Source organism: Shigella sp. SIG3, assembly GCF_053555855.1.
Genome location: NZ_JBQZXE010000095.1, coordinates 1 through 14,931, shown reverse-complemented (window position 1 = coordinate 14,931; position 14,931 = coordinate 1). Strand labels below are relative to the sequence as shown.

The window sequence follows — 14,931 nt, the reverse complement described above, 5'->3', positions numbered from 1 at the left end:
CCTGGAGTGAAACAAAGGCAGCTTATCGTTGTTTTTCAAACGATAAAGTCTCTGCTAATAAAATCATGGCTCCTCACAAAGAAAATATCACTGAAAGAGCTCAGCAGTTTAAAAGAGTTTTAGTTTTACAGGATACAACAGAACTTAATTATTCTGGTCAGAAAGAAAAACAAGGAGTTGGTCCCAAAAAACATAAAGATGAAAGAAACTTATTTCTTCATCCTCAACTCGTCATCAGTGAGTCAGGTGTTTGCCTCGGTGTTTATGATGACTATCAGTGGTTCAGGGATGAATTAAAAACCAGTAAAAATACCCGACAAGAAATCTGCAATGATTTACTTCATAAAAAACATGTCAGTGAAAAAGAAACCTGGCGTTGGGTTGAAGGATATAATAAAGCAACAGAACTGGCTCGCCAATGCCCTGATACCCATGTATTGTCAATTTCTGATCGTGAAGGCGATTTTTATGACCTGTTTGAACGCGCAGCGCAGACTCCCGGAATAAAAGCTGACTGGCTTGTCAGAATGAAATTTAATAACAGAGCAACGCTGAATATTAATGGTAAACGGGATCATAGGTTGTTGCACGAAAGAATCATGGAGATTACACCGCAGCAACTGGTTGAATTCACTATACCTGATGGGCGGGGGCAGCAAGCCAGAACACTGCCTGACATGCTTTCATCAGACGCAGGTCCTCTCTCATATCCTCTGATTTACTCCAGTAAGGTGATGATCATATCTTTATTTGATAGTACGGTAATGCCAGATAAATACAGACACAATGGTAAATAATATAGTTGCAAATAATGCTGCCATAATCAGCGCGATTGCGACACCTGTTTTCGATACCAGCGGCACCAGCAAAGCGCACAGTCCATAGCCAAGTGTGTGACTGGTAGCGAGCCAGCCCGCGCCTGCGCCATCAGCCAGCTTATCATTCAGTAGAAGTTGATAAGCGGGTGTTGCCAGAGCTGCTCCAAATGACAGCACTGCACAGCCCGGGTAAAACAACCATAGCTGTTCGGAGAGCATGATAGCCAGACCACCACTCATCAACACTCCGGCACTCAGGAGCAGGGCCACCGGAGTCAGGCGCTGCGGACGGAGTACCCCGAACTGCGCGATAAGCGCAGCTACTGCGGACAGACCCAACAGCCAGGCCACCTGTTGGCTAATGGCGGTGGTATCCGTAGCGAACTGGCGAGTAAGGGCAGGCGAAAGTCCAAGCTGCATCATGCTCACCGCCGCAGCCAGTAATATTGCGCAAAGCAGATAAGGCAGACAATCCCGCTTCAGACTGACGCTCTTGCACTCCGGTGTGGGCTGTGGTGGTGTGCCGGGCAACCGCAGCAGCATCAGCAGCGCCAGCACTGGGGCTGCCATCAGCAGCCCCAGTGGCGCCAGAGGATGAATGGCCAGCATTGCTGCCGCGCACAGCGGCCCGAATAGCCTGCCGCAACTCAGGCCGGAGCTGATGGTTGCCAGAGCGGCCATGCGATTCCCTTCTCCAGCTCTCTGCAATGCCCAGACCTGACAGGCTGGCACCATTGCCGACACGGTCAGCCCGTAGGCGATCCGGGCGATGATTAATATTCCCAGTCCCACCGCTGTTGTTATGGCGCTGGTAGCCATCAGCACGCTTCCCAGCCCTAGCAGGGTAAAGCTTATGCCATATCCTCCCAGAGCCCACAACACCACAGGTTTACTGCCAGTACGGGAAATTTGCTTTCCCCACCACGGGGACGATGGCAGAAACAGCATTGAGCCAAGCATCAGCAGGGCAGCCCATACAGACAGACTCAGATTTGTCTGTATGACCAGAACAGGGAGCACAACCAGCAGACCGTTCTGTCCGATACCGAGAAGCCCGGCACTGAACGCAAGTGGCCAGCAGGACAGTGGTTTTTGGGGCGTATCTTCGATCCCTGGTGACATTATAATGTTTCAACTCCATGTATTAATTGTGTTTATTTGTAAAATTAATTTATCTGACAATAACATTTATTGTTGATAATGAGAATCATTATTGACATAATTGTTATTATTTTACTGTGTGGGAGCTGTTTGACTATGACCCTGCCCTCTGAAAAACCAGCCACAGATGTGGCTGCGCAGTGCTTCCTGAATGCACTGATTCGTGAAACCACAGACTGGAAACTGACAGAATACCCGCCAGACGAATTGCTCATCCCGCTGGATGAGCAGAAATCGCTCCATTTCAGAGTGGCTTATTTCTCCCCAACCCAGCATCACCGCTTTGCATTTCCTGCACGTCTGGTCACGGCATCAGGCAGTTATCCTGTCGACTTTACCACTCTCTCCCGGCTTATTATTGATAAGCTACGCCATCAACTGTTTCTGCCCGTTCCCCTCTGCGAAACTTTCCACCAGCGCGTGCTGGAAAGCCATGTCCATACGCAACAGGCAATTGATGCCCGTCATGACTGGGCCGCTCTGCGTGAAAAAGCGTTGAATTTTGGCGAGGCTGAGCAGGCGCTGCTGACAGGACACGCTTTCCACCCTGCGCCTAAGTCTCATGAACCGTTTAACCGGCGGGAGGCTGAACGCTACCTGCCTGATATGGCACCCCACTTCCCACTGCGGTGGTTTTCGGTGGATAAAACGCAAATCGCCGGTGAAAGTTTGCATCTCAACCTTCAACAGCGGCTGACGCGATTTGCCGCAGAGAATGCGCCTCAGTTACTCAACGAATTAAGTGACAACCAATGGCTGTTCCCGTTGCACCCGTGGCAGGGGGAATATCTTTTGCAGCAGGGGTGGTGCCAGGCACTTGTTGCTAAAGGGCTGATTAAAGACTTAGGTGAGGCCGGCACGTCGTGGCTGCCGACCACCTCTTCCCGTTCCCTCTACTGTGCCACCAGCCGCGATATGATCAAGTTCTCCCTGAGCGTACGGCTGACCAACTCCATCCGTACTCTGTCCGTGAAAGAAGTGAAGCGTGGGATGCGCCTGGCACGCCTGGCTCAAACCGACGGCTGGCAGATGCTACAGGTCCGCTTCCCGACTTTCCGGGTAATGCAGGAGGATGGCTGGGCCGGGCTGCTCGATCTTAACGGCAACATCATGCAGGAAAGTCTGTTTGCCCTGCGTGAAAATCTGCTGGTGGATCAGCCGAAAAGCCAGACTAACGTACTGGTCTCCCTGACTCAGGCCGCACCTGATGGCGGTGATTCGCTGCTGGTTTCGGCGGTAAAACGCCTGAGCGATCGCCTCGGTATCACTGTGCAACAGGCCGCCCATGCATGGGTCGATGCATACTGTCAGCAAGTGCTAAAGCCGCTGTTTACGGCTGAAGCGGATTACGGCCTGGTGCTGCTGGCGCATCAGCAAAATATTCTTGTCCAGATGCTTGGGGATCTGCCGGTCGGATTTATTTACCGTGACTGTCAGGGCAGCGCTTTTATGCCTCACGCGACAGACTGGCTCGATTCTATTGGCGAGGCGCAGGCGGAAAATATTTTCACCCATGAGCAGTTGCTGCGCTATTTCCCTTATTACCTGCTGGTTAACTCCACTTTTGCTGTGACCGCTGCGCTGGGGGCTGCCGGGCTGGACAGCGAATCGAATCTGATGGCTCGTGTACGAGCATCGCTGGCTGAAGTGCGTGATCAGGTGACTCATAAAACCTGTCTCAACTACGTGCTGGAAAGTCCGTACTGGAACGTAAAAGGTAACTTTTTCTGTTATCTGAACGATCATAACGAGAACACCATTGTTGACCCTTCGGTGATCTATTTCGATTTCGCTAACCCGCTGCAGGCTCAGGAGGTCTGAATGTCTGAGGCAAACATTATTCACAGCAGATATGGACTGCGCTGTGAAAAACTCGACAAGCCCCTGAATCTTGGCTGGGGACTGGACAATAGCGCGGTGTTGCACTGTCCCGGGGAGCTGCCGACAGGGTGGCTGTGCGATGCGCTGGATCAGATATTTATCGCCGCACCACAACTGTCAGCAGTGGCTCTCCCCTGGGCCGAATGGCGTGAGGAGCCACAGGCGCTGACGCTTTTTGGGCAGGTAAAAAGCGACATTATCCATCGTACTGCCTTCTGGCAGTTACCGTTATGGTTGAGTTCACCGGCAAACCGGGCCTCCGGTGAAATGGTTTTTGATGCAGAGCGTGAGATTTATTTCCCGCAGCGCCCACCCCGTCCACAGGGTGAGGTTTACCGCCGTTACGATCCACGTATTCGCAGGATGCTGAGTTTCCGCATTGCCGATCCCGTTTCTGATGCAGAACGTTTCACCCGCTGGATGAATGATCCGCGCGTTGAGTATTTCTGGGAGCAAAGTGGCTCACTGGAGGTACAGACCGCCTATCTGGAGCGCCAGCTCACCGGTAAACATGCATTCCCGCTGATTGGGTGCTTCGACGATCGGCCATTCAGCTATTTCGAAATCTACTGGGCGGCGGAAGACCGCATTGGTCGTCACTATTCGTGGCAGCCCTTTGACCGTGGCCTGCATCTGCTGGTTGGTGAACAGCAATGGCGCGGGGCCCACTATGTGCAAAGCTGGCTGCGCGGGCTGACACATTACCTGCTGCTGGATGAGCCCCGTACGCAGCGCACAGTACTGGAGCCACGCACCGATAACCAGCGCCTGTTCCGCCATCTTGAGCCTGCGGGATACCGGACAATTAAAGAGTTCGACTTCCCACATAAGCGCTCGCGCATGGTGATGGCGGATCGTCATCACTTCTTCACGGAGGTCGGTCTGTAATGAATCACAAGGACTGGGATTTTGTTAACCGTCGGCTGGTGGCAAAAATGTTGTCTGAGATGGAGTATGAGCAGGTTTTCCACGCGGAATCTCAGGGCGATGACCACTACTGCATTAACCTGCCGGGAGCACAATGGCGCTTCATCGCTGAACGTGGTATCTGGGGCTGGCTGTGGATTGATGCCCAAACGTTGCGCTGCACGGACGAACCAGTACTGGCGCAGACGCTGCTGATGCAGCTAAAGCCGGTGCTGTCAATGAGTGATGCCACTGTTGCAGAGCATATGCAGGATTTGTATGCCACGCTACTGGGCGACCTGCAACTGCTGAAGGCCCGTCGCGGACTGAGTGCCAGTGACCTGATTAATCTTGATGCCGATCGTCTGCAATGCCTGCTGAGCGGTCATCCTAAATTCGTTTTTAATAAAGGTCGCCGTGGCTGGGGCAAAGAGGCGCTGGAACGATATGCGCCAGAGTATACCAACACCTTCAGACTGCACTGGCTGGCGGTAAAACGTGAACATATGATCTGGCGCTGCGATAACGATCTGGATATTCAGCAGTTGTTGACTGCCGCAATGGATCCGCAGGAGTTTACACGCTTCAGTCAGGTCTGGCAGGAAAACGGGCTGGATCACAACTGGCTGCCGCTGCCGGTACATCCGTGGCAGTGGCAGCAAAAAATCGCCACAGACTTCATCGCTGATTTTGCCGAAGGCAGGATGGTGTCTCTCGGCGAGTTTGGCGACCAGTGGCTCGCCCAGCAGTCGCTGCGTACCCTGACCAACGCCAGCCGCCGGGGAGGGCTGGATATCAAGCTGCCGCTGACCATCTACAATACCTCATGCTACCGGGGGATCCCTGGCAGATATATCGCTGCCGGACCACTGGCTTCACGCTGGCTGCAACAGGTTTTTGCGACCGACGCCACCCTGGTGCAAAGCGGCGCAGTGATCCTTGGTGAACCGGCTGCAGGCTATGTGTCCCATGAAGGCTATGCCGCGCTTGCCCGGGCTCCCTATCGCTACCAGGAAATGCTTGGTGTTATCTGGCGGGAGAATCCGTGCCGCTGGCTGAAACCGGATGAAAGTCCTGTTCTGATGGCAACACTGATGGAGTGCGACGAAAACAATCAGCCGCTGGCAGGCGCATATATCGACCGCTCCGGACTGGACGCTGAAACCTGGCTTACGCAATTGTTCCGGGTGGTTGTGGTTCCGCTGTATCACCTGCTTTGCCGCTACGGTGTCGCGCTTATTGCACACGGACAAAATATAACGCTCGCCATGAAAGAGGGGGTACCACAGCGTGTTCTGCTGAAAGACTTCCAGGGCGATATGCGGCTGGTGAAAGAAGCGTTTCCCGAAATGGACTCTTTGCCTCAGGAGGTGCGTGATGTCACATCCCGTCTGAGTGCGGACTACTTAATCCATGATTTGCAGACGGGTCACTTCGTGACAGTACTGCGTTTTATTTCGCCACTGATGGTTCGTCTTGGCGTACCTGAAAGGCGATTTTATCAACTGCTGGCAGAAGTGTTGAGTGATTACATGAACAAACATCCACAAATGGCAGAGCGTTTTGCGCTTTTCTCACTCTTCAGGCCACAAATCATTCGCGTGGTGCTGAACCCGGTAAAACTGACCTGGCCGGACCTGGATGGCGGCAGTCGCATGCTGCCGAATTACCTTGAGAATCTGCAAAATCCGCTGTGGCTGGTAACTCAGGAATATGAATCATGAAAAAAAGTGTCGATTTTATTGGTGTCGGGACAGGGCCATTTAATCTCAGCATTGCTGCATTGTCACATCAGATCGAAGAACTGAACTGTCTCTTCTTTGACGAACATCCTCATTTTTCCTGGCATCCGGGTATGCTGGTACCGGATTGTCATATGCAGACCGTCTTTCTGAAAGATCTGGTCAGTGCAGTTGCACCTACAAATCCCTACAGCTTTGTTAACTATCTGGTGAAGCACAAAAAGTTCTATCGCTTCCTTACAAGCAGGCTACGTACAGTATCCCGTGAAGAGTTTTCTGACTATCTCCGCTGGGCTGCTGAAGATATGAATAACCTGTATTTCAGTCATACCGTTGAAAATATTGATTTCGACAAAAAAAGTCGATTGTTTCTGGTTCAGACCAGTCGGGGAGAATATTTTGCCCACAATATCTGCCTTGGTACAGGAAAACAACCTTATTTACCACCCTGTGTGAAGCATGTGACACAATCCTGTTTCCATGCCAGTGAAATGAATCTTCGTCGGCCGGACCTGAGTGGAAAACGGATAACCGTGGTTGGTGGAGGACAGAGTGGTGCAGACCTGTTCCTTAATGCATTACGCGGGGAATGGGGAGAAGCGGCGGAAATAAACTGGGTCTCACGGCGTAATAATTTTAACGCACTGGATGAGGCTGCTTTTGCTGATGAGTATTTTACACCTGAATATATTTCAGGCTTCTCCGGACTGAAGGAAGATATTCGCCATCAGTTACTGGATGAGCAGAAAATGACATCGGATGGCATCACTGCCGATTCTTTACTGACCATTTATCGTGAGTTGTACCACCGTTTTGAAGTTCTGAGAAAACCAAGAAATATCCGTCTGCTACCCAGTCGCTCGGTAACAACTCTGGAAAGTAGTGGTCCGGGCTGGAGGTTATTGATGGAACATCATCTGGATCAGGGCAGAGAGAGCCTGGAAAGTGATGTGGTGATTTTCGCCACAGGTTACCGTTCTGCATTGCCACAAATACTTCCCTCACTGATGCCCTTGATCACCATGCACGATAAGAACACCTTTAAAGTGCGTGATGACTTCACTCTGGAATGGAGTGGCCCGAAAGAAAATAACATCTTTGCGGTCAACGCCAGCATGCAAACTCATGGCATCGCCGAACCCCAGCTCAGCCTGATGGCCTGGCGATCTGCACGTATTCTTAATCGCGTACTGGGGCGTGATTTATTCGATCTCAGTATGCCGCCCGCACTGATTCAGTGGCGCAGCGGCAGCCCTGCTTCTTTAACTCACTATACAGCAAATATTCAGGAATAACGATGATGCGCAAAAAGTATATGCCCCGGGCTCTTGGTCCGCTGCTTCTTGTCGTGCTGTCACCAGCTGTCGCCCAGCAAAACGATGATAATGAGATCATAGTGTCTGCCAGCCGCAGCAATCGAACTGTAGCGGAGATGGCGCAAACCACCTGGGTTATCGAAAATGCCGAACTGGAGCAGCAGATTCAGGGCGGTAAAGAGCTGAAAGACGCACTGGCTCAGTTAATCCCCGGCCTTGATGTCAGCAGCCAAAGTCGAACCAACTACGGTATGAACATGCGTGGCCGCCCGCTGGTTGTCCTGATTGACGGTGTGCGCCTCAACTCTTCACGTTCCGACAGCCGACAACTGGACTCTGTCGATCCTTTTAATATCGACCATATTGAAGTGATCTCCGGCGCGACGGCCCTGTACGGTGGCGGGAGTACCGGAGGGTTGATCAACATCGTGACCAAAAAAGGTCAGCCGGAAACCATGATGGAGTTTGAGGCTGGCACAAAAAGTGGCTTTAACAGCAGTAAAGATCACGATGAGCGCATTGCCGGTGCTGTCTCCGGCGGAAATGACCATATCTCCGGACGTCTTTCCGTGGCATATCAGAAATTTGGCGGCTGGTTTGACGGTAACGGCGATGCCACCCTGCTTGATAACACCCAGACCGGCCTGCAGCACTCCAATCGGCTGGACATCATGGGAACCGGTACGCTGAACATCGATGAATCCCGGCAGCTTCAACTGATAACGCAGTACTATAAAAGTCAGGGAGACGACAATTACGGGCTTAATCTCGGGAAAGGCTTTTCCGCCATCAGCGGGAGCAGCACACCATACGTCAGTAAGGGGCTGAATTCTGACCGCATTCCCGGCACTGAGCGGCATTTGATCAGCCTGCAGTACTCTGACAGTGATTTCCTGGGACAGGAACTGGTCGGTCAGGTTTACTACCGCGATGAGTCGTTGCGGTACTACCCGTTCCCGACGGTAAATGCGAATAAACAGGCGACGGCTTTCTCCTCGTCACAGCAGGATACCGACCAGTACGGCATGAAACTGACTCTGAACAGCCAACTGATGGACGGCTGGCAAATCACCTGGGGGCTGGATGCTGAGCATGAGCGCTTTACCTCCAACCAGATGTTCTTCGATCTGGCTCAGGCAAGTGCTTCCGGAGGGCTGAACAACCATAAGATTTACACCACCGGGCGCTATCCGTCATATGACATCACCAATCTGGCGGCCTTCCTGCAATCCAGCTATGACATTAATGATATTTTTACCGTTAGCGGTGGCGTACGCTATCAGTATACTGAGAACAGGGTAGATGATTTCATCGACTACACGCAGCAACAGAAGATTGCTGCCGGGAAGGCGATATCTGCCGACGCCATTCCTGGTGGTTCGGTAGATTACGATAACTTTCTGTTCAATGCTGGTCTGCTGATGCACATCACCGAACGTCAGCAGGCATGGTTCAATTTTTCCCAGGGGGTGGCATTGCCGGATCCGGGGAAATATTATGGTCGCGGCATCTATGGTGCAGCAGTGAACGGCCATCTTCCCCTGACAAAGAGCGTGAACGTCAGCGACAGTAAGCTGGAAGGCGTGAAAGTCGATTCTTATGAACTGGGCTGGCGCTTTATCGGTGACAACCTGCGGACTCAAATCGCGGCATATTACTCGCTTTCCAATAAGAGCGTGGAAAGGAATAAAGATCTGACCATCAGTGTGAAGGACGACAGGCGCCGTATTTACGGCGTGGAAGGTGCGGTGGACTACCTGATCCCGGATACTGACTGGAGTACCGGTGTGAACTTCAATGTGCTGAAAACCGAGTCGAAAGTGAACGGTCAATGGCAAAAATATGACGTGAAGGAATCAAGTCCATCGAAAGCGACAGCTTACATTAACTGGGCGCCGGAACCGTGGAGTCTGCGTGTACAGAGCACCACTTCTTTCGACGTAAGCGATGCAGAGGGTAACGATATTAATGGTTACACTACCGTCGATTTTATCAGTAGTTGGCAGCTTCCGGTGGGAACACTCAGCTTCAGCGTTGAGAACCTCTTCGACCGTGACTATACCACTGTCTGGGGACAGCGTGCACCTCTGTACTACAGCCCGGGTTACGGCCCTGCTTCACTGTACGACTACAAAGGCCGGGGCCGAACCTTTGGTCTGAACTACTCAGTGCTGTTCTGACGGGGATGCTTTTGCAACAAGGGTATGCTGTAAACAACATGGTCCTTGGTGGCCATGTTGTTTACAGCCAGTATAATATACAGCCTTAACAAGATATTCCGTCTCCGGAATGGGCTGTTCACCACTGAATAACATTATGTCTGTTTTATGGATCTTTGACTGAAATTTATCGCATATCCTCATTTCATTGTCCGTCTGAAAACTAACCTTACAAGTAAGCGTCGTCTCAGCACCGTCTGGCAGATCCTGAAATTCCTGAGAGGATGATCTGCGCCCAATATCCTGAGCCGGAACTTTGCTGCAATGAAGGCCAACGAAAAATGGGGGAGTATGTTATAGAGTACTTGCTACAGGGTAAAAAGAGGTACCTGTCGCTGGTTCTCCGTTCAGTTTAACCGGGAGATTTTCTCCTGCGCCTGTCATAAAGTCCGGTAATGGAGATTGTTAATACGATGGTGCACGATGCATCGTCAGTGCCCGGCCCGGAGGATGCCCCGTAGCTACATACGGATCAGGGTTGGCAATATCGAATGGCAGGCTATAGGCAAAGTTAAAGCCCCATGGAGTAGCACAAAATATGCCGCACAAAGGAAACGGTCTGAATAACGCAGTGATGGAGAACTTCTTCGGCACACTGCAAAATCGCATCGTGGTCGATCGCTAATTCGTCGTGAATCACTGAACGATGTTCCATGCGAACAGATATTCGATCATATCGAAATATTAAACATTACCCCTCCCCACATTGGGCAAAAAAAAACAAAAAACGATCAATTAACGATCAATTAGTATTGATTCACATAATCTCTCATCATTAATGAGAACATTGTCACATATTTACAATATAGAACTGTTACTTTTAGCAAGCTGTTAGTAACCAACCGTTACTAATAATTTTAATTCTTAATACTTTGTTCATTCAATAAATGAGTTGAGAGAATATATGAATAAAATATACTCCCTTAAATATAGTGCTGCCACTGGCGGACTCATTGCTGTTTCTGAATTAGCGAAAAGAGTTTCTGGTAAAACAAACCGAAAACTTGTAGCAACAATGTTGTCTCTGGCTGTTGCAGGTACAGTAAATGCAGCAAATATTGATATATCAAATGTATGGGCGAGAGACTATCTTGATCTTGCACAAAATAAAGGTATTTTCCAGCCCGGAGCAACAGACGTAACAATCACTTTAAAAAACGGAGATAAATTCTCTTTCCATAATCTCTCAATTCCGGATTTTTCTGGTGCAGCAGCGAGTGGCGCAGCTACCGCAATAGGAGGTTCTTATAGTGTTACTGTTGCACATAACAAAAAGAACCCTCAGGCCGCAGAAACTCAGGTTTACGCTCAGTCTTCTTACAAGGTTGTTGACAGAAGAAATTCCAATGATTTTGAGATTCAGAGGTTAAATAAATTTGTTGTGGAAACAGTAGGTGCCACCCCGGAAGAGACCAACCCTACAACATATTCTGATGCATTAGAACGCTACGGTATAGTCACTTCTGACGGTTCAAAAAAAATCATAGGTTTTCGTGCTGGCTCTGGAGGAACATCATTTATTAATGGTGAATCCAAAATCTCAACAAATTCAGCATATAGCCATGACCTGTTAAGTGCTAGTCTATTTGAGGTCACCCAATGGGACTCATACGGCATGATGATTTATAAAAATGATAAAACATTTCGTAATCTTGAAATATTCGGAGACAGCGGCTCTGGAGCATACTTATATGATAACAAACTAGAAAAATGGGTATTAGTCGGAACAACCCATGGTATTGCCAGCGTTAATGGTGACCAACTGACATGGATAACAAAATACAATGATAAACTGGTTAGTGAGTTAAAAGATACCTATAGTCATAAAATAAATCTGAATGGCAATAATGTAACCATTAAAAACACAGATATAACATTACACCAAAACAATGCAGATACCACTGGTACTCAAGAAAAAATAACTAAAGACAAAGATATTGTGTTCACAAATGGGGGAAATGTTCTGTTTAAGGATAATTTGGATTTTGGTAGCGGTGGTATTATCTTTGACGAAGGCCATGAATATAACATAAACGGTCAGGGATTTACATTTAAAGGAGCAGGAATTGATATCGGAAAAGAAAGCATTGTAAACTGGAATGCATTGTATTCCAGTGATGATGTTTTACACAAAATAGGCCCCGGTACTCTGAATGTTCAAAAAAAACAGGGGGCAAATATAAAGATAGGTGAAGGAAATGTTATTCTTAATGAAGAAGGAACATTTAACAATATATACCTTGCAAGCGGAAATGGTAAGGTAATACTAAATAAAGATAATTCCCTTGGCAATGATCAATATGCGGGGATATTTTTTACTAAACGTGGTGGCACGCTAGATTTAAATGGACACAATCAGACTTTTACTAGAATTGCCGCCACTGACGATGGAACAACAATAACTAACTCAGATACAACGAAAGAAGCCGTTCTGGCAATCAATAACGAAGACTCCTACATATATCATGGGAACATAAATGGCAATATAAAACTAACGCACAATATTAATTCTCAGGATAAGAAAACTAATGCAAAATTAATTCTGGATGGTAGTGTCAACACAAAAAATGATGTTGAAGTCAGTAATGCCAGTCTTACCATGCAAGGCCATGCAACAGAGCATGCAATATTCAGAAGCACAACGAGTCATTGCTCCCTGGTATTTCTTTGTGGAACGGACTGGGTCACCGTTTTGAAAGAAACAGAGAGTTCATATAATAAAAAGTTCAATTCTGATTACAAAAGTAATAATCAGCAGACCTCATTTGATCAGCCTGACTGGAAAACCGGGGTGTTTAAATTTGATACATTACACCTGAACAATGCTGACTTTTCAATATCACGCAATGCCAATGTTGAAGGAAATATATCAGCAAATAAATCAGCTATCACAATCGGCGATAAAAATGCTTACATTGATAATCTTGCAGGGAAAAATATTACTAATAATGGTTTTGACTTCAAACAAACTATCAGTACTAATCTATCCATAGGAGAAACTAAATTTACAGGTGGCATCACTGCACATAACAGCCAAATAGCCATAGGTGATCAAGCTGTAGTTACACTTAATGGTGCAACCTTTCTGAATAATACTCCTATAAGTATAGATAAAGGAGCAAAAGTTATAGCACAAAATTCCATGTTCACAACAAAAGGTATTGATATCTCCGGTGAACTGACTATGATGGGAATCCCTGAACAGAATAGTAAAACTGTAACGCCGGGTCTCCACTACGCTGCTGATGGATTCAGGCTGAGTGGTGGAAATGCAAATTTCATTGCCAGAAATATGGCATCTGTCACCGGAAATATTTATGCTGATGATGCAGCAACCATTACTCTGGGACAGCCTGAAACTGAAACACCGACTATATCGTCTGCTTATCAGGCATGGGCAGAGACTCTTTTGTATGGCTTTGATACCGCCTATCGAGGCGCAATAACAGCCCCCAAAGCTACAGTTAGCATGAATAATGCGATCTGGCATCTAAATAGCCAGTCATCAATTAATCGTCTAGAAACAAAAGACAGTATGGTGCGTTTTACTGGTGACAATGGGAAGTTTACAACCCTTACAGTGGACAACCTTACTATAGATGACAGTGCATTTGTGCTGCGTGCAAATCTGGCCCAAGCAGATCAGCTTGTTGTCAATAAATCGTTGTCTGGTAAAAACAACCTTCTGTTAGTCGACTTCATTGAGAAAAATGGAAACAGCAACGGACTGAATATCGATCTGGTCAGCGCACCAAAAGGAACTGCAGTAGATGTCTTTAAAGCTACGACTCGGAGTATTGGCTTCAGTGATGTAACACCGGTTATCGAGCAAAAGAACGATACAGACAAAGCAACATGGACTCTGATCGGCTATAAATCTGTGGCCAACGCCGATGCGGCTAAAAAGGCAACATTACTGATGTCAGGCGGCTATAAAGCCTTCCTTGCTGAGGTCAACAACCTTAACAAACGTATGGGTGATCTGCGTGACATTAACGGTGAGTCCGGTGCATGGGCCCGAATCATGAGCGGAACCGGGTCTGCCGGCGGTGGATTCAGTGACAACTACACCCACGTTCAGGTCGGTGCGGATAACAAACATGAACTCGATGGCCTTGACCTCTTCACCGGGGTGACCATGACCTATACCGACAGCCATGCAGGCAGTGATGCCTTCAGTGGTGAAACGAAGTCTGTGGGTGCCGGTCTCTATGCCTCTGCCATGTTTGAGTCCGGAGCATATATCGACCTCATCGGTAAGTACGTTCACCATGACAACGAGTATACCGCAACTTTCGCCGGCCTTGGCACCAGAGACTACAGCTCCCACTCCTGGTATGCCGGTGCGGAAGTCGGTTACCGTTACCATGTAACTGACTCTGCATGGATTGAGCCGCAGGCGGAACTTGTTTACGGTGCTGTATCCGGGAAACAGTTCTCCTGGAAGGACCAGGGAATGAACCTCACCATGAAGGATAAGGACTTTAATCCGCTGATTGGGCGTACCGGTGTTGATGTGGGTAAATCCTTCTCCGGTAAGGACTGGAAAGTCACAGCCCGCGCCGGCCTTGGCTACCAGTTTGACCTGTTTGCCAACGGTGAAACCGTACTGCGTGATGCGTCCGGTGAGAAACGTATCAAAGGTGAAAAAGACGGTCGTATGCTCATGAATGTTGGTCTCAATGCCGAAATTCGCGATAATCTTCGCTTCGGTCTTGAGTTTGAGAAATCGGCATTTGGTAAATACAACGTGGATAACGCGATCAACGCCAACTTCCGTTACTCTTTCTGATAACAGCCCGGGCCGCGTTTGCGGCCCTTCTTCTACCGGAGAGAATATGTATTACCCTGTGACAGACTATATCGCTCTTGCTCTCATTATTAGCTT

General features: G+C 48.7%; 9 protein-coding genes. 7 read left to right on the top strand and 2 right to left on the bottom strand.

Annotated features, from left to right (window positions below):
• On the top strand, window positions 1-797 hold a 797-nt coding region (locus ACUU1I_RS15400), incomplete at its 5' end, for an IS4/Tn5 family transposase DNA-binding protein (protein ID WP_449144695.1).
• On the opposite strand, the gene ACUU1I_RS15395 is transcribed toward ACUU1I_RS15400, so the two are convergent.
• On the bottom strand, window positions 747-1,940 hold the full coding sequence (locus ACUU1I_RS15395) for an MFS transporter (protein ID WP_000074477.1): 1,194 nt from the start codon (window positions 1,938-1,940) through the stop codon (window positions 747-749). The two genes, ACUU1I_RS15400 and ACUU1I_RS15395, sit on opposite strands and share 51 nt — an antisense overlap.
• Window positions 1,941-2,075: 135 nt before the next feature.
• On the opposite strand from ACUU1I_RS15395, the gene iucA reads away from it, so the two are divergent.
• From iucA to iutA, 5 genes are read left to right on the top strand one after another with little or no spacing between them, the layout of a single operon-like run.
• Window positions 2,076-3,800: an aerobactin synthase IucA gene (gene iucA, locus ACUU1I_RS15390; RefSeq protein ID WP_001403387.1), complete on the top strand. Its 1,725-nt coding sequence runs from the start codon at window positions 2,076-2,078 to the stop codon at window positions 3,798-3,800.
• On the top strand, window positions 3,801-4,748 hold the full coding sequence (gene iucB / locus ACUU1I_RS15385; protein ID WP_001287501.1) for a N(6)-hydroxylysine O-acetyltransferase IucB: 948 nt from the start codon (window positions 3,801-3,803) through the stop codon (window positions 4,746-4,748).
• Window positions 4,748-6,490 carry an NIS family aerobactin synthetase IucC gene (gene iucC / locus ACUU1I_RS15380; protein WP_001015714.1) on the top strand — a complete coding sequence of 581 codons (1,743 nt, stop codon included), beginning with the start codon at window positions 4,748-4,750 and terminating at the stop codon, window positions 6,488-6,490. The genes iucB and iucC overlap by 1 nt, the downstream gene beginning before the upstream one ends.
• On the top strand, window positions 6,487-7,803 hold the full coding sequence (gene iucD / locus ACUU1I_RS15375; protein WP_000750133.1) for an NADPH-dependent L-lysine N(6)-monooxygenase IucD: 1,317 nt from the start codon (window positions 6,487-6,489) through the stop codon (window positions 7,801-7,803). Before iucC ends, iucD begins: the two co-directional genes overlap by 4 nt.
• A 5-nt stretch (window positions 7,804-7,808) precedes the next feature.
• Entirely contained in the window at window positions 7,809-10,004 is a 2,196-nt protein-coding gene (iutA, locus tag ACUU1I_RS15370) for a ferric aerobactin receptor IutA (RefSeq protein WP_001403966.1), read from the top strand.
• A 550-nt stretch (window positions 10,005-10,554) separates the two neighbouring features.
• Here the strand turns inward: iutA and ACUU1I_RS15365 are convergent.
• A complete protein-coding gene (locus ACUU1I_RS15365; RefSeq protein ID WP_001421454.1) occupies window positions 10,555-10,698 on the bottom strand; it encodes a hypothetical protein in 144 nt (47 codons plus the stop codon).
• Window positions 10,699-10,947: 249 nt separating this feature from the next.
• Between ACUU1I_RS15365 and sat the strand changes: the two genes are divergently transcribed.
• Window positions 10,948-14,835, top strand: a complete 3,888-nt coding sequence (sat, locus tag ACUU1I_RS15360) for a serine protease autotransporter toxin Sat (RefSeq protein ID WP_001034088.1) — start codon at window positions 10,948-10,950, stop codon at window positions 14,833-14,835.
• Window positions 14,836-14,931 lie beyond the last annotated feature (96 nt).

What these genes read in the sequence shown, in the direction of transcription:
- iucB (WP_001287501.1), top strand. Translation starts at nt 3,801, where the DNA reads ATGTCTGAGGCAAACATTATTCACAGCAGATATGGACTGCGCTGTGAA.
- iutA (WP_001403966.1), top strand. Translation starts at nt 7,809, where the DNA reads ATGCGCAAAAAGTATATGCCCCGGGCTCTTGGTCCGCTGCTTCTTGTC.
- iucD (WP_000750133.1), top strand. Translation starts at nt 6,487, where the DNA reads ATGAAAAAAAGTGTCGATTTTATTGGTGTCGGGACAGGGCCATTTAAT.
- ACUU1I_RS15395 (WP_000074477.1), bottom strand. Translation starts at nt 1,940, where the DNA reads ATGTCACCAGGGATCGAAGATACGCCCCAAAAACCACTGTCCTGCTGG.
- sat (WP_001034088.1), top strand. Translation starts at nt 10,948, where the DNA reads ATGAATAAAATATACTCCCTTAAATATAGTGCTGCCACTGGCGGACTC.
- iucA (WP_001403387.1), top strand. Translation starts at nt 2,076, where the DNA reads ATGACCCTGCCCTCTGAAAAACCAGCCACAGATGTGGCTGCGCAGTGC.
- ACUU1I_RS15365 (WP_001421454.1), bottom strand. Translation starts at nt 10,698, where the DNA reads ATGGAACATCGTTCAGTGATTCACGACGAATTAGCGATCGACCACGAT.
- iucC (WP_001015714.1), top strand. Translation starts at nt 4,748, where the DNA reads ATGAATCACAAGGACTGGGATTTTGTTAACCGTCGGCTGGTGGCAAAA.